Raw genomic sequence first — 18,922 nt, forward strand, 5'->3', positions numbered from 1 at the left:
CGCGCTACTTATAAAAAAATGTTACGCTGACGCCCCGTTTGATTTCTTATGTAGAGTTATGGCTTTTACACTCAGACCTTATCAACTTGACGCTGTTAACGCGACAATCTCTTATTTTCGCCAACACAATACACCTGCGGTGATTGTATTACCTACTGGCGCAGGAAAAAGTTTAGTGATTGCTGAACTAGCTAAAAGAGCGCGCGGACGTGTCTTGGTTTTAGCACACGTAAAAGAATTAGTAGAGCAGAACCATAGCAAATATGAGGCTTATGGTCTATCTGCGGATATTTTTGCTGCGGGCTTACAACAAAAAGAGAGTAGCGGAAAAGTAGTTTTCGGCAGTGTTCAATCTGTTGCCCGTAATTTATCGCAATTTAGTGATACTTTTTCTCTTCTTATTATTGATGAATGCCATCGCATTAGTTTGTCTGAAGATAGCCAATATCAGCAAGTCATTAAACAATTACAATCCATTAATCCACAATTACGGATCTTAGGATTAACTGCAACACCTTATCGTTTACCTACAGGCTGGATTTATCAATATCATTATCACGGTATGATCAGAGGTGATGAAGATTGCTTTTTTCGTGATTGCATTTATGAATTGCCTTTACGCTATATGATAAACAATCATTTTTTAGTTCCGCCAACTCGCCTAGATATGCCTATTTTGCAATATGACTTTAGCCAAGTAAGAACAAGTCAAAATGGGATATTTAATGAAGAAGATCTAAACCGAGAAATAAAGAGACAAAAACGCATCACACCTCATATTGTTGCTCAAATTATTGAATATGCACAAAGTTGCCGAGGTGTAATGATATTTGCGGCAACGGTTGAACATGCAAAAGAGATCCTTTCTCTTTTACCACAAGATGAAGCAGCATTAGTCAGTGCTGATACCCCCTCTTCTGAACGTGACTATCTTATTTCCCGTTTTAAACAGCAACAATTACGTTATATGGTTAATGTTGCCGTGCTAACAACAGGTTTCGATGCACCTCATGTTGATTTAATCGCTATCTTACGCCCCACTGAGTCTGTTAGTTTATACCAGCAAATTGTAGGACGAGGATTAAGATTATTTGCAGGAAAAACAGAATGCCTGATTTTAGATTATGCAGGTAACCCTCACGATCTCTATCTACCCGAAGTCGGTACTAAAAAACCCAATCCGAATAGTAAGCCGGTACAAGTTTTCTGTCCTATTTGCCAATTTGCCAACACATTTTGGGGCATTGTAGATGCTGATGGCGATATCATTGAACATTATGGTCGCCGTTGCCAAGGTTGGGAACTCAATGAACAAGGGCAAAAACAACAGTGTGAATTTCGTTTTCGCTTTAAATTGTGCCCTCATTGCAATGAGGAAAATGATATTGCAGCACGTCGCTGTGTTCATTGTGATGAGATCTTAGTTGATCCTGATGATATGCTCAAAGCAGCATTAAAACTCAAAGGAGCATTAGTCTTACGTTGTGGTGGAATGCAATTTAAATCGGGAAATGATGTTAAAGGTGAATGGTTAGAAATTAATTATTACGATGAAGAAGGCACCTCCGTCTCTGAACGTTTTCGACTAACAACCCCCGCTCAACGAAAAGTATTTGAATTAAAATTTTTACGTGAACATCAACGCGCACCAGGCGTTCCTTTTGTTTGGCATAATGCCAACGATATTATTAAGCAATTTGATTTGTTGCGTCACCCTGACTTTATTGTGGCTCATAAAGGTAAAAAAGAGAGCTTCTGGAAGATAAGAAATAAGATTTTTGACTATACTGGCCGCTATCGAAAAGCAGACACCTTGTATTAATCTGGATTTATATTTGCTGTTAGAGGACTTTTTCGTTAAAATGCGCCCCGCTTTATCTATTTTTAGATAAACCAAATCTCGAGCTTGTTGCTGGGTCGCCTGTAACAAGTATGTATTTTCTTTCTTTTTCATAAGAGAAAAAAGATGTTAACTATTAATGCAACTGTACGTAAAGAGCAGGGTAAGGGTGCGAGCCGCCGCCTGCGTGTGGCTAACCGTTTTCCTGCTATCGTTTATGGCGGAAATGAAGAGCCAATCGCTATCGATTTAGATCACAACGAAGTTATCAACCAAGAACACAAATCAGAATTCTATTCAGATTTCGTAAACCTGGTTATCGATGGCAAAGAAACTAAAGTTAAAGTTAAAGCAGTGCAACGTCACGAGTATAAGCCAAAAATTACTCATATCGACTTCCTGCGCGCTTAATAAGCCACCCTTCGAGCTTTATTTTTCGGGACGCCGAGCATATAACGCCACTTAATGTGGCGTTATTTGTTTCTACTACTTAATTATTTTTCTGATGCTCTGCGTTGTAGCTGATCACGTAAATTAGGTGGTGTTCCTTTAATGGTGAGCGTATCTGTTGCTGGATCCCAGAATATTCTCTCCCCTAATAATTTCGCATCAAAATTCACAGTTAATCCACCACCACTTCCTGAATACTTCATCAGTTGACGTAATGTACTGCGATCTGCTGGAAATGTTTCAGCTAATTCATAGCCTTTTTCTTCAGTAAATTGAGCGAAGTTTTGGTCGCCTAGAGACGGTAATTCTTCAGCAAGCTCCGTTAAGGCAATTTCTTCGCCAGATTGTAATTGCTCATTACAGTAGCTATATACTTGCTCACGACAAGTTTGACGCTCTTGTTTGCCCATTTCTGAAGCTTCGCAGAAATCATCAACTGCTTGTAATAAGCCTTTATTCTGAACTTTGGCGTTTAAACCTTCTTGCGCACCTAAAAAGTCCATAAAGAAATCAGAGACTTTACGTCCAACTCGACCTTTTAAAAACGTTAAATAACGTAAAGAGTCGGGAGCGGTTTCCCACTCAGTTAAATCGATACGAGCAATAATATCTGCATGAGGAATATCTAAATAACGTGTTGATGACACATCTAGACTGTCGTTTACCCACATACTGTTACAACTACTCAGTACAGCAATTAAAAGGTAATCCACCGCTAAATAGCGATAATGACAAAATAGAACGGTACCACCTTCTGCAAAAGGGTATTTTGCTAATTCATCTTTTAGTCTCACCGTTGCTGCTCGTGAAAAACCTAAAAAGTTCTCTTCACCTTTACGTTGTAAACGCAGCGCTTCTGCTAATTCACTTTCTTCATTAAACAGACCATAAGCTTTACTTTTTGCACTGTATACACGATGTAACTCTTCAATCATTTCCTGAACAACAGGTTCAATTTCTAAGAGTGAATCACGTAGCACAACTTCTAATGTCTGCTCATCTCGCTTAATAAGTTGATGCAAAACTAATTGGTTAATATCTAGACTCATGGTCGTCCTCTTCTATTGCGTCTCTTTCTCGTGCGCGTATTCAAACACTCCCTACTTTCAGTATCAAGGGAAAATTAATTAATTTAATAGCGGAAAAAGCCCTAGTAATACGGTAATATATAGCGTTTTATTCATTTAGTAGGAATTCAGATTTTATGCCACAAAAATCCCGTTATAGTGATGAACAAGTTGAGCAATTACTTGCAGAACTTGTCAGCGTTCTTGAAAAACATCATACTCCTACAGATCTTTCTTTGATGGTGTTGGGGAACATGGTGACAAACTTAATTAATACAAGTATTGCCCCTGCTCAACGAATGCTGATTGCTGACTCTTTTGTTCACGCATTGCGTGCTTCAATTGATGAAGGCAATATTCACTAATAAACATAGAAAAATTATTTATAGACATGGTAACGAGACCTCAGTCCTATCGTGAAAAAGTATCCCAAATGATCAGTTGGGGTCACTGGTTTGCGCTATTTAATATTATTCTAAGCTTACTGCTTGGAAGCCGTTACCTGTTTATTTCTGATTGGCCTGCAACTTTTGCTGGTCGTTTTTACGCTATTGTGAGTTGGATGGGACATTTTAGTTTTATTGTCTTTGCTATCTATATACTCATCCTTTTCCCTCTCACCTTTGTCGCTGTTTCTCAACGGCTACTTAGAGTTATTTCCTGTGCCCTTGCCAGTGCAGGATTAACTATCCTTATTTTTGATATCGCCGTTTACCAGCAATTTCAACTCCATTTGACTCAACTTGTTTGGGATCTCGTGATTAACCCAGATGAAGGTGAAATGGCGCGCGAATGGCAACTTATTTTCATTGGCATCCCCATCATTTTTCTGATTGAAATGCTTTTTGCAACATGGAGTTGGCAAAAATTACGCAGTTTAAACCGCCAACGCTGGGGTAAACCATTAGCAGGTGTCTTTATTACTTGCTTTATAGTATCCCACTCTATGTCAATTTGGGCTGACGCTAACTTTTATCGCCCAATCACCATGCAACGTGCTAATTTGCCGTTATCCTATCCAATGACAGCGCGTAAATTCCTTGAGCGCCACGGTTTTATTAATCAATCAGAATATGAGCAACGTGTTATCAGTGAAGGTAATCCAGCAGCACAAGGTATCACCTATCCTCTTGCTCCGTTAATCTATGCCAAGGATACCTATTCTTATAACTTGCTGGTGGTGGTGGTTGATGGTTTAGGGACTGAAGAAGTGCCTGAATTGCCAAGCTTGCAACAATTTGCACAAAATAACCTTTATTTTTCGCGTCATTATTCATCAGGTATTAATAATGATACTGCATTATTTGGGCTATTTTATGGTATTTCACCTTCTTATTTAGACAGTGTATTAAGTAGCAGAAAGAACTCTGCACTTTTCGATGCGTTAAGTTATCGAAACTATCAATTAGCCATGTTTTCAACGAATGGTTTCCAAACACCACTGTTTAAACAAGCTGTGCTATCAGATTTCTCCCTCCCAACGTCACGCAGTGGTAATAATAATGCCACTATTGATAGTTGGAGTAATTGGTTAGTCAAAAACAACCAAACAACACCTTGGTTCTCCTTCTTACAAATTAATGGTCATACCAATAATGCGTCTCAACGTGCCACATTAAATGATCAATTAGAGACAATATTTAAGACATTACAAGAAACCAAAGTGCTAGATAATACTGTTGTGGTTGTCACTTCTAACTATCATCAAGACAATAATAAGAAGCAAATTAATCAATGGCTGTCAGATAAGACCACCTTTAATTTAAGCCAGTCACAGGTGCCATTAATGATACACTGGCCAAATATGACGCCGCAGGTTATTGATCGAATGACAAGCCATCAAGATGTTATGACAACCTTGATGCAGCATGTTTTACATGTCATTAGTCCAGCAGACAACTATTCACAAGGTGAAGATTTATTTGCAAGCACTCGTAATCATCCATGGATTTTCACAGGTGATGAAGAGGCATTCGTAGTCTTTTTACAAGATAATACTTTGTTGATAGATAAGCATGGTCGATACGCTTTATTTGATAAATCAGGACAAGAGATCAGTTCTGCAAAACCTGATTTAAAATTATTACTGCAAGTTCTGGCTGAACAGAAGCGTTTTATTGAACGCTAACGCTATTAAGTGACGCACAAAATTACGTCACTTAATCAGCTAAGGGTTGCTTTAGCACTCAAAAACAGTAATATACAGGGCACAAACGGCATGTAGCGCAGCCTGGTAGCGCACCGTCATGGGGTGTCGGGGGTCGTAGGTTCAAATCCTATCATGCCGACCAAAATTCTTTAGAAAAACCAACCACTTACGGTTGGTTTTTTTTATGTCTGAAATTTACGAGGGGTAAAACTGGGGTAAAACTCTGGTAAAACCCCCATCAGATTTACCCTAGTTAAAGCTCAATTCTCGCCCTGTTTCTATACTAGAAATTTGTTTAAATCATTAGCTAAGTTTATAAAACAAATAAAGAAAATACTATCAATAGAAATATGACAGCTAGTAGAAGCCAAATAAGAATGGATGGCCCACCTTTCTCAATTAATTTAGACTTAGCAGAAATAGCTTTAACCTTATCATTATGTTCCGAAGAGTTGGCATTCATAATGTAAGTTGCATAAGCATCAAACATCTCCCCAGTAATTGGAAACATTTCATCTTCATTTTCTATTACCATTAAATCAAATGGAACAGATGATGCCCTAAAGAACATAATGTCAAAGCCAGTGAGCTTACGAAACGTGGTTAATTCATTATTCTTAAATTTTTTATGTCCTCAGGAGGAAATTCTGAATCAGGATCTGCTATATAGGCATTGAGAAATGGTCTATTCTCACCTTCAGTCTCATAAATTGATAACTTAATTTTTGATGTTATGGATTCATTTGCTTCGACTTCTACCCAAAATGCCGTTTCATTATACACTTCAAATAACTTTAAAGCGTTTCCTGAATCAGCATTGTTATCAATGTCATTTTCTATTTTTTGGAAAACTTGGTACAACTCACTTTTTCCATTACAAATCCTTTTATTTTCTACAATTATCTATTTAGAGTGTATTTTAGTAATTACGCACAACATAAGTTAAATATAGAGAATTTATAAAATTTTCTTTTATTTCTGCTCTTTTAATTACAGTCTTTATCCATTCTTCGGCTATATACCGATTATTATTTACCCACTATTTAAAAATAGAGATCTAATTTTATTAAAAAATCAACGGTTACACTGTTTATAAAAGAGTCTTTCCCATATTGTGGTAGATAGTACATAATTAATTTGTTTTCAAACACTATACATCCCTTATGGTTTCTCTATTTTAATGAGATGGAATTCCTTATGAGCGTACCACAAACAAAAGTTGAATTACTCTTGGCTATTGATAAAAATTTCAATAAATTAATTAGTTACCTTAATATAATCCCAGCAGAAATCACTTCAGAACACTCAATGGATGGGCACGCCAAAGGAACAGAGATGAGTGTTCGTGATCTTGTTTCGTATTTGCTCGGGTGGAATGCTCTTGTTGTAAAATGGATCACATCGGATGCCAAAGGTCTACCTATCGATTTTCCAGATACGGGTTATAAGTGGAATCAACTTGGTCTTCTCGCTCAAAAATTTTACTCAGATTACAGAGAGCTAAATTATGACTCGCTAGTAACTGAGAACTTCAGACTGTAAAAAATAAAATTGTGAAGCTTATTAATGAACGAACAGATGATATTTTGTATGGTAAACCATGGTACAAAAAATGGACAATGGGTCGGATGATATCATTTAATACATCTTCCCCTTATGCTAACGCTAATGGAAGATTAAGAAAGTGGGCAAAAAATAATAATATCAATTTAAAGTAAGTATCAGCCTCAAATTACACTCAGTATTTGAAAACAGAGTAGTGTCGATATCCAATGGAACCGAGCTACTTGTACAATTACTCGGTTATCAAACTCTAATGCCTAATTGATATCTGGTTGTTTTTATGATGGATAGGAATATGAATGACAAACAAGAAAAGAAGAAGTTGTTAACATTTATATCCCCAGTATTATCTTTGGTGATATCGCTCTATCTCAGTATATCTACATTTGGCTATGATGATATTATTTGGTTAGCAACTTCTTCTGCTATTTTTTTTATCAGTATTATCGTATTGATATCTTCTTTAGAGATTTTTATAAAAGTTATTTATTTTAAGCAACTGTCATTTTTATATACTAATAAATTTGTTATTTTAATCTTTAATTTAATGAGTTTTATAGCAACCGCTATCGTGCTAACAATAATATTCCACGAAGAAGAAATACCTTCTAATTTTTTTAACAGCCTAGAATTCGTTGCTTTACTTATTGCCTATTTTACTTTTCTCTTAGTATCTATTTTAGTTTCTTACGTATATTGCATGATTAATAGTAATAAAAAATTCTTTTTACTTTCTCTGTTCTTATTATTGATAATGTTGATATTTAAAAAAAACGATATTAATTTTTTAATATTTAGTTCACTTATTTTCTTTATTATATTCTTGGGGGCAGTAACTATTATTATGATTAGAAAGGCTTTTTCTAATTATAATTAAGTCGTTTTTTAACAAGCTAATTTATATACTCACCGATTTTTACATTCTCAGAGGCTTACTCAAAAAGAATGTAAGTACATTTAAAATGACTAATATCAGATAAAAATCAATAAAGACATATATGAAAGAAGCTATGGTAATAGCTTAACTCATATAGTTAGAAACTGTTTAAAAATTGAGTAAACTATATTAATAAAATTATTAATTTATTGTGTCAAATTATAGCTTTCAGCAATCAAAGATTTTAATTCGCTATCATCAAATTCAGATGAGAAGCTAATAGAAACCCAATGCTCTTTATTCATATGGTAAGCTGGGTATACTCCTTTTTTCAATCGTAATGATCCCGTTAGATTTGGCATAACTTTTAAATTTATAATATCGACTATATCGCTACTACCAATATCAGATAATTTACTTTCTAGAACATCCATTATAGCTGCGAACCACTTCGAATTACCATTATGCCTAAAAACTATATAATTTGGATATTTAGTCCATAAACACTCCGGCTCTACATTATAGTTTTCTTTAATATAATTAATTAATTCTTTTCTATTCATTACAGCCTCATCTCATAAATTATCTGAATATAAATATAGCTCCATATACCTTAAGATTCTATTAATTTTTTGTTTTCTCTTTTTTATTTTTACTATTTTTTATAGAGTTATTATTCAATACCCTCAATTACAATAAGAATACGTACCTTATTCTTACACAGGAAATTGAAAAAATTCTGATTAACATTGCCATATTTTATATTTCTGCATATAAAAAGGCCACTTAGGTGGCCCAAAAAGTAATCATTTATTTTAACAGATTAAAACTTTCCTTTACTACGTTGCTGCTCAATATAAATATTCTGATTAGCCTTAATACTATTTAATGTGCTATCAGAATATGGATCTTCTTTATGACTTCTACTTTCTTGAGATTCTATTACTCCAGTTGATGAGCAAGCAGAAATAAAAAAAACACTCAAAAGCATAAGTAATCTCATATCTACTCCAAATAATATTTTAAATTAATAACATATATTTAGAGTAAAAATAAATAATTTAGTTCATAAAATTAATCATCTTCATTTTTATACTTGTTCTCAATACGGTTGTATAATGAATAATATATCGATAACAACAGAAAAAACCCACAGATGCTTGACCTGCATTAAGAGAAGCATGGTTTGGAGATAAAGGCAAAATACATCTTGATGGTTATGCAGAAATCACTTGGGTTGATGGATTTAATATTACTCTTAATGATAAACCTAGCGATAGTTGCTGTAACTTATATTTTGTTAATGTGGAAGGCTATCGGCTATCCCCCATCAAATCTAGCTCAATTACATGAGTTTGATTTATTTGTTGCTAAATCAGCGAATGAAGCTAAAGAGAGAGAGCTATTGCAACATTTTTAGTAGATAGTCAGCAACAACACATAAAGACAATCTGAAAGATGTTGATGATTGCGTTTTATTGAGCAAAATCGGTGATTTTTACATTCATCTAATACCAAATAATTCAGATAAACATTTCAAACCTTTATGGCAAGGTTATCAACCTATTGGTATTGAAAAGATTTAATAATAAATTTTACTGTGCTGTTATTTTTCAGCGTAGTAAATTATATTAGTTACGCAATCATCAATTTATTTTTAAATTTATATATCAGTTTAAGTCACATTGATATCTCTATTTAAAATGACTCTATTAGATTTGCTTGTTATTTTTATTATTTAAAATTCATTAATTTTTTAAAATAAAAACCTTTCTTTGTTTTTGGGAATTTATTCCCAAAATATATTTTCCGCTCATAATCTCGACCAGCATAGTGATTATCACCATAAAATTGGCCATATAATGCAGTTTTAGGGCACACATCGTCAGAAAAAAATTTATGATTATTATCCACTTCAATTTTCCTTATTTAAATTAAATTTTCAACCTCTTTAAATTAATTATAAATATTTTAAATTTATAATTTTCAGTAATTATTTAACACCATACCACTCTTATAAAATAGATCCAGTATTGAGCGATTTTATTATTTAAAACGAATTAAAAACATAATTAGACAAAAGAAAAATTAAGTGTATGCTATATATACCAGACACTCAATTTATTAAAATCATCTTATTTATTATCAACACTCTTATTAGCTATTCCAAAAGGAATATGTACCGAAGGTAATTCAGATGATGATTTTAAATGCAGCTTTTGGTCATCAAAGAATATATGTGGTTTTAAAATTCTCAGAACATTGGCTTTCTCTACTCCACCCATAAAAAAAGCTTCATTGACAGAAATTCCCCATGCTCTCATCGTGTTAATAACACGTTTATGAGATGGTGCATTGCGCGCAGTAACAATAGAGATCTTAAGTAATGGAATATAAGTAGGATCTTGTTTTACTTTCTCTAATTCCAATTTTTGAATGTCAGAAATACGCAGTAAGAATTTTTTTAATGGCCCAGGGTTATGAGGTACATCAACCATTTTGGCTTCATGGTTATGAAATTGAGATAACTCGCCTGAAGTTTTATAAATAACCTCCGCTTCATCATCAGCAATCACACCATCAAAGTCGAAAGCAATTCTTAATTCATCAGCATCATCATCATTAACATGACCGGCTAATATCTGCCCTGCTGGATAATTTGCATTAATCGCTTGTAAAACATCATCATGATCAGCAGATAAAAATAACTCAATATCAAATGCTGGGATATAAATATGAGGTGATTTTCCTTGAAGAAATACAGCTCGGGTGATCCCCAAGTTATAATGTTCAATAGAATTCATCACTCTTAATCCAGTGTCGGGATCATTTCTGGATAACAAAATAACTTCAACTAGAGGATCGTCAGGTCTAATATTATTTAGTTTCAAAAGGCGACTAATAAAAGGAAATGCAACGCCTTTATTCAAAGGCATATCCTGCATTTTATGTTGATACTTTCGATAGGCTTCCTCCCCTTGCGTGCGAAAAATATTATCTGATTCTTGTAAATCAAATAATGCACTAGAAGAAAGCCCTATAACCAATCTCTTCGTCAAATCATACGCCATCGCAAAAATTTCCTATTAGTTCCTTTTATTATTCATAATATCACTCTTTCAAGAGACTGAAGATGAGAAACTTGTACACAAAAATGTAGACAAAATAATGCTATTTACCTACTCATGAGCATTTATCATCAAATTATACATCACCAATAAATGATATTAATTATCATTTGCATTTAGAGCATATCCTTATTATCGTTATAACTATCATCAATAAGGAGAAAACTCATGGTTAAGAAAACGATACATTTACGCTCTAAACACTTTAAAGATTTAGTCAATAAAATGAAAAAAATGAATGCCGTTAAAAATACAATAAGTCCGCAATCAGAAAATAGTGATCTTATTGTTATTAATAACAAAATTCCTACTTTGGTTTCTGTAAAGTAAGAGAACTTATTGGCTTTTAGTGTGAATAAATAGTGACCACAATCTTCATAGGGTTGACATATCAAATGATAATGATTATCTTTTAACTTGTGAATAATTGAGTATTTTACTTGGTTTTTCACAACGACATTGCTCACATTGCTTCTAGTATTTATTGACCAACTCTCCTAGCGTTGGTCTTTTTTTTATCTGCATAAAACCATACGCCACTTAACACTAAATGAAGGATAAGCTTTCATACAAAATACTATTATCTTATTGAAATTAAAATAGTTTATAGTGAAAATTAAGTAAGATAATAATATTGTATTTGGTTATCACTATCTAAAAATAATTATGAAATAACCACTTTATAATATAAGCCATATCATCAATAGGGATTTTAAATTATGGGTTTTATTTCCGCGTTCATTGGAAAAAATAAAGAGCTAACACCAGAGAAACAATGGGAACAACTTAATAAAAAATATGCAGATAATCCTATTGAACGTATCCGTGAGAAATTAGCACTAGTTGTTAGTATTGATCATGAACATAAAGAGTTTGGTGCTGATAATCATAAATATCAGCTAAATTCTCCGTTATCAAAAGAGAAAGTTAATCAGCTACAAGCAAAAATAGGATGTGAATTTCCTGAAGATTATATCACCTTTGTAACTCAAATTGGTAATGGCGGTACAGGCTCTTATGGTAGCGCCGGTCCTTACTATGGCCTATATACTTTTGATGATGCAATCAAATCAATAGGAATGGCATACTAAATTGTTCCTTATCTTGCTTACTTAGCCCTAAAATGGATATCAATGAATGGAAAGCATTATGTAATGTACCCGAAAACTGTAGTGATGAAGATTTTGATACTATTTTCAATAGAGTTCATCAAGGTACGCTTTATTTAGGTACTTGTGGTTGCGAATATGATCTTTTATTAGTAGTTAATGGAGATTATAAAGGTCATATTTTATATACATCCGATTGGGTTAATTCAGATACTCCTTACAGATTTTCCTATGAAACTTCATTTACACAATGGTATGAACGTTGGTTAGATGAAGTAATTTTAGGCTATGATACAAGCTGGTTTGGTCATCGAATGGGAGGTAATGAAGAAACGTTACTTCAATTTGCCCAAAATAATGAAGATATCACGAAAAAAATTAGTGCAATAAACTCACTAACTAAACTTCCTGAATTATCCAACAACAGTTTGGATTTTTTAGAGCAACAACTACAAACTAAAGATATGGAGCTATATAAAGCTTCATTAAATGTTTTAGCTACCTATTTTAAAGAACAAGCACTGCCTTATATTCAGCAAGCTTTAGTTGCTCCATTTAATGAAAAAACAGATATCGTTATTCCTATTATTTACTTTAAATATAAAGATCAATGTGCTCTTTTCAAAGAGAGGCTTCTCCCCATACTTAAAGTAACTAATAACGAAGATACATTGCGTTTTATCGGTTACTCTTTGACCAAATTAAACGCTATTTTAGTTGAAGATTTTCAACCATTCTTTACTCACCCAAATGTAGAAATAATAAGAAGTGCAATTTATGCTGCTTCTCATGATGTTAATTTAAAAGATAAAGTATCAGCGTTTTATGAACTAATAATCTCTGAAAATGAAGAGATCAGCTTAGGCGCAATCCAGGCATTATCTAGTTCAAATTATATCAATAATGAGCTATTGGATTATTTAAAAAAAGCTTGGAAAATGTATCCTGAAGAAAAAAGTCCTTATATTCGTAATAATATTTCTTCTTATATCGCAAAGATATACCCACCAAACAATATGATTGATGTAAAACAATGGTAGTTAATGGATAGACACCCTATCATCTTCTTACATCTATTCTAATCAGGCAATAATCAATCATTATCATTGTCTGATTTTTACCTAAGATAGTTATAAATACGTATTTTTGTTGTTCTAAAAATTAAGGAATTTATCAATACTCTTAGCTAAATGTATATAAATTTTATTGTTAAATTAACATGATTATTAGTTACACACTCCAACCCAATGTCCCTAATAAATTAAAAATCAATTAAAAACAATTAATTATATTATCAAAATATCAAGTAATTATGATTTTTTCAAAAAACACTTTTAATTTCACACTTATTTTTATTATTTTTTTTAAAAGTTTGTTACAGATTGATATCTTTTTTTCCCTTACTATTGGTTTTAGTATTTCATCACTGATAGATATTTAATTTTCCCCCGCCTAGTGCGGGGATTTTTTTATCTGAAGAACTCACTTTAATTCTGGCAAATAAAATCACTATTTCTTTCAAATTAAACGTTCTCTTATTTTCTTTTTTCATAGCAAAGACAACTTTTGATCTTTTCAAAAAAATCAGAAAAAATACTAATGATATTAAAAAGGCCATTATTTTATGGCCTTATTGTCAATATCCTGTTTGATTTCTATTTATAAGCTTCAAAAGTAATAATTTCTGTTTCGTTATTTGGTTCACGTAAATATTGATAATCCCCAGAAATTGTTATTTTGTCAAAACCAATAGATTCAAGGAGTCGTTTAAATTCATACACACCAAACCATTTCAATTTAAACACTTCCCATTCACTTTCAATTATTTTCCCATTTCTCCATTTATCATAACGGTGATGAGATACTGTTAATTGATTAATATAATCTATTTCAGCATTTACTATCTGTAAGGTAATTAAATCCCCTTCCGGCGTTTCAAATTGTCGACTAGAACACTGGCCTTGAGTAAAGGTATGCGCCAAACTAATGTCAATTAACAAACGTCCACCTGGATTTAATGCGTTATAGCATTGTTGAAGTGACTGTAGTGCTTTTGTTTCGCTATCTAACAATAAAAAAGTCCCAGTCGGAATAATTATTGCGTCAACAAGTGTCTCAACTTGGAAAGTCAACAAATTATCTTTAGTCACCTTATCTTGAGAATATCCATTTCTTCTTAGATTTTCCATACAGAAATAAAGCATCTCATCTGAAAGATCAAACCCTTCTACATTAAATCCAGCCTTTAATAAAGGGATCAAAATACGCCCAGTTCCCACGGCGGGTTCTAAGATTTTACCATTAACGTCCTTAAGACGTTCTTGATAATATTCTACGTCACCAAAACTACACCCTATAGGTTTATCTATTTGGTAAACTTGGGCTGATAGCGAATGATAACTCTGCATAAATAGTCTATTCTCTTTTTGTCGTTTATTTTTAATGATAATAAAGTGATAAATTAAGATATCAATACTCAACTAGATAAAAACCATCAAATAAAGATATAATTTTTACTTTTATAGTCATCTCGTCGAAATACTTTGACAAATTTTTTGTCATCTTGAAATAGCTCAATTTATTAATTTTTTGTTTTAACAACAAAATGTATCATAAAAAAATTAAGTAATATAACTAATATTAAATAAAATTAACTTGTTAATGAAAATAAAGCAAAGCTTACAAAATACATATCATTCAAATAGTTATGTAATCCACTTCTAATTTTACTTATTATTCCATTAGTGAAGTTTTCAAAAAATCATTCATAAATCTTTATCTAGCAGTCATTAACCATCAAGATTTTTTACAGATTGATATATTTTTTTCCTCTAATATTCCTTCCATCAACTCGGTACGAATAGACATTTATTTATCGTACACAAAAAACAAATCAAAAGTTAACCAAATAAAGAATATTTGAGGAATATAGAATGAAAAATAATTTTATTATCGGTATTTGCTTAACACTTTTATTATCAGCTCCAACTATGGCAAATAACAATAAAGTCATCGGCTCAGGAACAATCACATTTACAGGCTCTATTGTAGAGGGAAATTGTATGACGGACTCAGTAGGAAATACTTTTAAAGCAAATTGCTGGAATGGAACTGAAATGGAAGAAACTTTACATAAAATCGAACCCAATAAAATATTTAATGCTCAATTAGGTGAAAATAAAGGTTCAGTAAGTATAAATTGGATCAAAGAAAATGTAGGTATAATGGATATCGTATATAATTAATATAGTAACTTTAAAACCCTATATTTTTTAATAAACATTAATCTCTATTAAATAGAAATAATATTTATTATTAAATAATGAGTATATATTTTCCAAGAATTAGAATTCATTACTATATAAATGGTATTTTCTATTATGGTTATAATATATTAGGCAGATATAGTTTATTTCTATATCTGCTAACTCTGTTTTAACTCATTTATAAAAATTCTTATATTCCTATCTTCTAAATCCATACAAATCCTAGGGTTGACAATTCAAGTGATAATGATTATCTTTTACCATTGTGAATGGTTGAGTGTTTTACTTGGTTTTTCACAACGACATTGCTCACATTGCTTCCAGTATTTACTGTGACCAACACATAGTGTGTTGGTCTTTTTTATATATTAATCATTAATTATAAAAACTGGCTTCACCTGCTGGCCGAGTTTTAAAACGACGGTGAGCCCATAAATATTGTTCTGGAGCTCTCATAATTTCAGTTTCTATCAGCTTATTCATTCTATCTGTGTCATTTTGAATATCCTCAGAAGGATAATTAACTAATTCTTTACCAATGATTAAGCTGTACTTTTTACCTTTTTGATTTTCATTTCTAACTAAAGTGACGGTTAAAGAAGGTGCTCCTGATAGTTTCGCGAGTATTGCAACCCCTTTTGAGGTTGATGTTTTTTCAACAGAGAAGAAAGGAGAGAATGTTGTGCCTTTTAAACCAAAGTCTTGGTCTGGAGCAAACCAAATTGCTTTTCCTTTTTTTAGCTCCATAACCATAAACTTTAAGTTACGTCTATCTATCATGCCTTTATCTGAACGGCATCTTGCTTTAGTTTGGATAAACTCCATCGCTTTATTATTATGTGGCCTATACATCGCATTTACAGGGAAACAAAGCCCCATAATGCGCCCACCTAATTCTAGTGACATAGAATGTATACCAATGAGTAAAATTCCAGCTTTTTTATCACTAGCATCAGTAAAATTGGAGATCCCCTGCACTTCAAATAGTTTTTTTAATCGACGATCACTCCAGAACCACGCCATACCTGTTTCAAATAATGCGACACCTAGTGACGATAAATTGTCCATAACAAGCTTGTTAATTTCATTTTCATCTTTATTAGGAAAACATAATTCTAAATTTTTCTTTATGATAGAAACTCTTCTTTTGACAAAGAAACGAGATAACAATCCAAGATGTTTACCTAAAAAAAGTAACCACGAATAAGGTAGCTGTACTAATAAAAAAAGAATAAAAACACCAAACCAAGTTAAGAAATATTTTGGATGTAATAAATGCAATGAAAAAATATTTTTTGCGTACACAAGTTTGTCCTTTAGGAACTAAAAAGCATTTAAGCCACATTGAATTAGACAATAATTATTTAAGATAAGTCATTAAATATTACTTTTATTTTTTATCTTAAATTATTTTTTATGATTTATCTGATATCTTTTATTCTAATAAAAATTTTTTCTTTCTTTTGATTGAGAAGACAATAACTTAATGCCTTTATTTCACCATTATAAGAGTTTTTTTATTAATTAATGTATTTATCTGTAAAATTCACTGGTAATTAAGGTAAATACACATCTATTAATTATATTAAATATTTACATAACTTTAATAATGTTATTTTTTACGCGTAGATAAATAAACTTTAAAATTAAATATACTGAAAATTGACATAAAAAAACCCCACCGAAGTGAGGTTCTTTAAGTTTTACTTGTATTGATATTGCACCAGCAATATATACTGTAATAAAACTCAATATATTATAGAGCGGTTACGTTCGCTGCTGCTGGACCTTTAGCGCCATTTTCGATAGAAAATGAAACTTCTTGGCCTTCTTTCAGAGATTTGAAGCTGTCGCTTTGGATCGCTGAAAAGTGTACGAATACGTCTTTGCTACCGTCTTTAGGAGTGATAAAGCCAAAGCCTTTATCATCGTTAAACCATTTTACTGTACCAGACATTGTATTAGACATAAGATTTCCTTTAATTAATTAGTTTGCCATAAGGCATTGTTTTCGGTTTGATTTCGGATTTTTACTTATGGTCACTATTTGAAGGAATTCGCAACGAAGAGGTATCAGGGATAACGCTAAACGGTGAACTACTTAAAACTGCACTAACATAAATAGGTCTGTACTTCCAAACCAGTGGCGCTATTAAGTCATATAATTCGTTTTATAGCAAATTATTTTCATCTTTATTTTAAAAATAACTTTTTACACATTAAATTAGAAAATAATTATAAGATAAAAACAATTATCTATTTCAGCTATCTCTTTATTTTAATTTAAGAATATGAATAAAAAAGTAGATACTGTTATTTTTTTAAGATAACTCGTATCTACCTTATCATTAACGTACTACATCACCTTAATCAGCCAGTTCTAATAAAATTTCTTCTGTTTTCGTCCAGAGAAGTGCTCCCCCTTCTTCTGGCCATAAATGACGCTCTGCGTTGGGAAAACGTTCAAATAATAATTCGCCAAAATCAGGAGAATGAACTGTGCTGGTATCCTTCATTCCATACCATAAAGTTGTTGGTGTCTTTATTTCTTCAGGTGAGAATCCCCAAGGTTGCATCGCAATCAGCAAATCTTGAGTGTATCCATCATTACCTTGTTTAAAGGCTTCAGCCATACATTCTTGATAAACTGAGAGAAAATTAGCTGACTTATAAATAGCCAAATCAACATCAGCACTGTAATTTAGGATAAAATCCATTAACCATTTAGCTGTTATATTTTGCTTAATCCAACTGGTTAACAGATCAGGTGATCCAACAGCTTGACGTTGCATATTGATAACATCTTCTGTTAACTTTTTTTGTGTATCAGGATAATCAAATTGATCTTGTCCTGCGACAATCAGTAATTTATTAACATGACAATAAACACAAAGAGCCATCGCAAAAATAGCACCTTGTGAAAACCCCATTACATTAATACTTTTGATACGAAGATGATCTAATAAGAATAAAATATCTTCAGAAAAAGATTTTAACGATTTTTTAGGATCAAAAGTAGAATCACCTAATCCAGGACGAGTTGGTGCAATCAGCCGAATATTAAGTCTATTTAAGAGGCCAATGTCTACACCTAATAAACCGCTCATACCTGCACCAGTACAAAATAATACTGGCTTACCTTGCTCTGGACCAGATTCATACCACGTTAAAATTCTATTATCTGGTAATAATACATTATTTTTTCTTGAGTTTTTAATTTTCATTAGACTTTGTCTTTTATTAATTTTTGATAACACATTACCAGCCATATTGGATAGCAATGCCTATTTTAAAGTTCTACTTTTAAAAATTAATATTGAGACTAGCTAAGGGTAAGACTTCATATAAACTCGCAATAAATTGTGTTTCGTTGCAGATAAATGGATAAACCGAAATTTATTTTTGTTTTTTAAAAAACAAAAAAGAGTATATTTTATACTACTCTTTATGAGTATAATCAAACTCGCCCTAAT

The 18,922-nt window shown here is 32.3% G+C and carries 20 protein-coding genes, 1 tRNA gene and 2 pseudogenes; 12 read left to right on the forward strand and 11 right to left on the reverse strand.

The window, feature by feature from the left end:
- Window positions 1-58: 58 nt before the first annotated feature.
- Window positions 59-1,822: a DEAD/DEAH box helicase gene (locus DK857_RS16280; protein WP_109402729.1), complete on the forward strand. Its 1,764-nt coding sequence runs from the start codon at window positions 59-61 to the stop codon at window positions 1,820-1,822.
- A 144-nt stretch (window positions 1,823-1,966) separates the two neighbouring features.
- The gene (rplY, locus tag DK857_RS16285; RefSeq protein ID WP_006537318.1) at window positions 1,967-2,251 is read left to right on the forward strand and encodes a 50S ribosomal protein L25; all 285 of its coding nucleotides are present in this window, start codon (window positions 1,967-1,969) and stop codon (window positions 2,249-2,251) included.
- An 83-nt stretch (window positions 2,252-2,334) separates the two neighbouring features.
- On the opposite strand, the gene yejK is transcribed toward rplY, so the two are convergent.
- Window positions 2,335-3,339 carry a nucleoid-associated protein YejK gene (gene yejK, locus DK857_RS16290; RefSeq protein WP_099074944.1) on the reverse strand — a complete coding sequence of 335 codons (1,005 nt, stop codon included), beginning with the start codon at window positions 3,337-3,339 and terminating at the stop codon, window positions 2,335-2,337.
- A 155-nt stretch (window positions 3,340-3,494) separates the two neighbouring features.
- Between yejK and DK857_RS16295 the strand changes: the two genes are divergently transcribed.
- The 3 genes from DK857_RS16295 to DK857_RS16305 all read left to right on the forward strand — a co-directional run bounded on the left by DK857_RS16295 (window position 3,495) and on the right by DK857_RS16305 (window position 5,648).
- The gene (locus DK857_RS16295) at window positions 3,495-3,722 is read left to right on the forward strand and encodes a YejL family protein (protein ID WP_004247042.1); all 228 of its coding nucleotides are present in this window, start codon (window positions 3,495-3,497) and stop codon (window positions 3,720-3,722) included.
- 26 nt (window positions 3,723-3,748) lie between these two features.
- Window positions 3,749-5,485, forward strand: a complete 1,737-nt coding sequence (gene yejM / locus DK857_RS16300) for an LPS biosynthesis-modulating metalloenzyme YejM (RefSeq protein WP_109393683.1) — start codon at window positions 3,749-3,751, stop codon at window positions 5,483-5,485.
- An 86-nt stretch (window positions 5,486-5,571) separates the two neighbouring features.
- Window positions 5,572-5,648: transfer RNA gene (locus DK857_RS16305), tRNA-Pro, on the forward strand.
- A 171-nt stretch (window positions 5,649-5,819) separates the two neighbouring features.
- On the opposite strand, the gene DK857_RS16310 is transcribed toward DK857_RS16305, so the two are convergent.
- Both DK857_RS16310 and DK857_RS16315 read right to left on the reverse strand, forming a co-directional pair.
- Window positions 5,820-6,077, reverse strand: coding sequence for a hypothetical protein (locus DK857_RS16310; protein WP_109402730.1), 258 nt, complete (start codon window positions 6,075-6,077; stop codon window positions 5,820-5,822).
- A 32-nt stretch (window positions 6,078-6,109) separates the two neighbouring features.
- Entirely contained in the window at window positions 6,110-6,367 is a 258-nt protein-coding gene (locus DK857_RS16315) for a hypothetical protein (protein WP_109402731.1), read from the reverse strand.
- A 336-nt stretch (window positions 6,368-6,703) separates the two neighbouring features.
- Between DK857_RS16315 and DK857_RS16320 the strand changes: the two are divergent.
- Both DK857_RS16320 and DK857_RS16325 read left to right on the forward strand, forming a co-directional pair.
- A pseudogene (locus tag DK857_RS16320) lies at window positions 6,704-7,224 on the forward strand (ClbS/DfsB family four-helix bundle protein).
- Window positions 7,225-7,364: 140 nt separating this feature from the next.
- On the forward strand, window positions 7,365-7,946 hold the full coding sequence (locus DK857_RS16325; protein WP_109402732.1) for a hypothetical protein: 582 nt from the start codon (window positions 7,365-7,367) through the stop codon (window positions 7,944-7,946).
- 206 nt (window positions 7,947-8,152) lie between these two features.
- Here the strand turns inward: DK857_RS16325 and DK857_RS16330 are convergent, their stop codons facing one another.
- Both DK857_RS16330 and DK857_RS16335 read right to left on the reverse strand, forming a co-directional pair.
- Window positions 8,153-8,509, reverse strand: coding sequence for an MmcQ/YjbR family DNA-binding protein (locus tag DK857_RS16330; RefSeq protein ID WP_109402733.1), 357 nt, complete (start codon window positions 8,507-8,509; stop codon window positions 8,153-8,155).
- 260 nt (window positions 8,510-8,769) lie between these two features.
- Window positions 8,770-8,949, reverse strand: coding sequence for a hypothetical protein (locus tag DK857_RS16335; RefSeq protein WP_109402734.1), 180 nt, complete (start codon window positions 8,947-8,949; stop codon window positions 8,770-8,772).
- A gap of 161 nt (window positions 8,950-9,110) precedes the next feature.
- Here DK857_RS16335 and DK857_RS16340 point away from each other — a divergent pair.
- Window positions 9,111-9,532: pseudogene (locus DK857_RS16340) on the forward strand (DUF1543 domain-containing protein); the annotation flags it as partial.
- A gap of 148 nt (window positions 9,533-9,680) precedes the next feature.
- Here DK857_RS16340 and DK857_RS16345 read toward each other — a convergent pair.
- Together DK857_RS16345 and DK857_RS16350 are read right to left on the reverse strand one after the other, a co-directional pair.
- Window positions 9,681-9,860 (reverse strand): hypothetical protein, encoded by a 180-nt coding sequence (locus DK857_RS16345; protein ID WP_109393677.1) that lies wholly within the window; start codon window positions 9,858-9,860, stop codon window positions 9,681-9,683.
- A 221-nt stretch (window positions 9,861-10,081) separates the two neighbouring features.
- Window positions 10,082-11,017, reverse strand: coding sequence for a 5'-nucleotidase (locus tag DK857_RS16350; RefSeq protein ID WP_109393676.1), 936 nt, complete (start codon window positions 11,015-11,017; stop codon window positions 10,082-10,084).
- Between the two features lie 225 nt (window positions 11,018-11,242).
- On the opposite strand from DK857_RS16350, the gene DK857_RS19275 reads away from it, so the two are divergent.
- The 3 genes from DK857_RS19275 (at window position 11,243) to DK857_RS16360 (ending at window position 13,223) form a co-directional block, all read left to right on the forward strand.
- Complete coding sequence (locus DK857_RS19275; RefSeq protein WP_167392438.1) at window positions 11,243-11,404, forward strand: hypothetical protein; 162 nt, start codon at window positions 11,243-11,245, stop codon at window positions 11,402-11,404.
- Window positions 11,405-11,793: 389 nt separating this feature from the next.
- Entirely contained in the window at window positions 11,794-12,165 is a 372-nt protein-coding gene (locus tag DK857_RS16355; RefSeq protein WP_109402735.1) for an SMI1/KNR4 family protein, read from the forward strand.
- 32 nt (window positions 12,166-12,197) lie between these two features.
- Entirely contained in the window at window positions 12,198-13,223 is a 1,026-nt protein-coding gene (locus tag DK857_RS16360) for an SMI1/KNR4 family protein (protein WP_109402736.1), read from the forward strand.
- 615 nt (window positions 13,224-13,838) lie between these two features.
- Here DK857_RS16360 and DK857_RS16370 read toward each other — a convergent pair.
- On the reverse strand, window positions 13,839-14,591 hold the full coding sequence (locus tag DK857_RS16370) for a class I SAM-dependent methyltransferase (RefSeq protein WP_109402737.1): 753 nt from the start codon (window positions 14,589-14,591) through the stop codon (window positions 13,839-13,841).
- Between the two features lie 525 nt (window positions 14,592-15,116).
- Between DK857_RS16370 and DK857_RS16375 the strand changes: the two genes are divergently transcribed.
- Window positions 15,117-15,428: a hypothetical protein gene (locus DK857_RS16375; protein ID WP_109402738.1), complete on the forward strand. Its 312-nt coding sequence runs from the start codon at window positions 15,117-15,119 to the stop codon at window positions 15,426-15,428.
- Window positions 15,429-15,824: 396 nt separating this feature from the next.
- Here the strand turns inward: DK857_RS16375 and lpxL are convergent, their stop codons facing one another.
- The 3 genes from lpxL to DK857_RS16390 all read right to left on the reverse strand — a co-directional run bounded on the left by lpxL (window position 15,825) and on the right by DK857_RS16390 (window position 18,673).
- Window positions 15,825-16,754 carry an LpxL/LpxP family Kdo(2)-lipid IV(A) lauroyl/palmitoleoyl acyltransferase gene (gene lpxL / locus DK857_RS16380; RefSeq protein ID WP_109393670.1) on the reverse strand — a complete coding sequence of 310 codons (930 nt, stop codon included), beginning with the start codon at window positions 16,752-16,754 and terminating at the stop codon, window positions 15,825-15,827.
- A gap of 451 nt (window positions 16,755-17,205) precedes the next feature.
- Entirely contained in the window at window positions 17,206-17,418 is a 213-nt protein-coding gene (gene cspE, locus DK857_RS16385) for a transcription antiterminator/RNA stability regulator CspE (protein ID WP_109393669.1), read from the reverse strand.
- Between the two features lie 397 nt (window positions 17,419-17,815).
- Window positions 17,816-18,673, reverse strand: a complete 858-nt coding sequence (locus tag DK857_RS16390; protein WP_109393712.1) for an alpha/beta fold hydrolase — start codon at window positions 18,671-18,673, stop codon at window positions 17,816-17,818.
- Between the last annotated feature and the right edge of the window lie 249 nt (window positions 18,674-18,922).

Origin of the sequence: Proteus terrae (assembly GCF_003144325.1) — a bacterium.
In the GTDB taxonomy this organism is placed as follows: domain Bacteria; phylum Pseudomonadota; class Gammaproteobacteria; order Enterobacterales; family Enterobacteriaceae; genus Proteus; species Proteus terrae.

What these genes read in the sequence shown, in the direction of transcription:
- cspE (WP_109393669.1), bottom strand. Translation starts at nt 17,418, where the DNA reads ATGTCTAATACAATGTCTGGTACAGTAAAATGGTTTAACGATGATAAA.
- DK857_RS16295 (WP_004247042.1), top strand. Translation starts at nt 3,495, where the DNA reads ATGCCACAAAAATCCCGTTATAGTGATGAACAAGTTGAGCAATTACTT.
- yejM (WP_109393683.1), top strand. Translation starts at nt 3,749, where the DNA reads ATGGTAACGAGACCTCAGTCCTATCGTGAAAAAGTATCCCAAATGATC.
- DK857_RS16375 (WP_109402738.1), top strand. Translation starts at nt 15,117, where the DNA reads ATGAAAAATAATTTTATTATCGGTATTTGCTTAACACTTTTATTATCA.
- DK857_RS16310 (WP_109402730.1), bottom strand. Translation starts at nt 6,077, where the DNA reads ATGTTCTTTAGGGCATCATCTGTTCCATTTGATTTAATGGTAATAGAA.
- DK857_RS16330 (WP_109402733.1), bottom strand. Translation starts at nt 8,509, where the DNA reads ATGAATAGAAAAGAATTAATTAATTATATTAAAGAAAACTATAATGTA.
- DK857_RS16280 (WP_109402729.1), top strand. Translation starts at nt 59, where the DNA reads ATGGCTTTTACACTCAGACCTTATCAACTTGACGCTGTTAACGCGACA.
- yejK (WP_099074944.1), bottom strand. Translation starts at nt 3,339, where the DNA reads ATGAGTCTAGATATTAACCAATTAGTTTTGCATCAACTTATTAAGCGA.
- DK857_RS16370 (WP_109402737.1), bottom strand. Translation starts at nt 14,591, where the DNA reads ATGCAGAGTTATCATTCGCTATCAGCCCAAGTTTACCAAATAGATAAA.
- DK857_RS16360 (WP_109402736.1), top strand. Translation starts at nt 12,198, where the DNA reads ATGGATATCAATGAATGGAAAGCATTATGTAATGTACCCGAAAACTGT.
- DK857_RS19275 (WP_167392438.1), top strand. Translation starts at nt 11,243, where the DNA reads ATGGTTAAGAAAACGATACATTTACGCTCTAAACACTTTAAAGATTTA.
- DK857_RS16325 (WP_109402732.1), top strand. Translation starts at nt 7,365, where the DNA reads ATGAATGACAAACAAGAAAAGAAGAAGTTGTTAACATTTATATCCCCA.
- DK857_RS16335 (WP_109402734.1), bottom strand. Translation starts at nt 8,949, where the DNA reads ATGAGATTACTTATGCTTTTGAGTGTTTTTTTTATTTCTGCTTGCTCA.
- rplY (WP_006537318.1), top strand. Translation starts at nt 1,967, where the DNA reads ATGTTAACTATTAATGCAACTGTACGTAAAGAGCAGGGTAAGGGTGCG.
- DK857_RS16355 (WP_109402735.1), top strand. Translation starts at nt 11,794, where the DNA reads ATGGGTTTTATTTCCGCGTTCATTGGAAAAAATAAAGAGCTAACACCA.
- DK857_RS16350 (WP_109393676.1), bottom strand. Translation starts at nt 11,017, where the DNA reads ATGGCGTATGATTTGACGAAGAGATTGGTTATAGGGCTTTCTTCTAGT.
- DK857_RS16390 (WP_109393712.1), bottom strand. Translation starts at nt 18,673, where the DNA reads ATGAAAATTAAAAACTCAAGAAAAAATAATGTATTATTACCAGATAAT.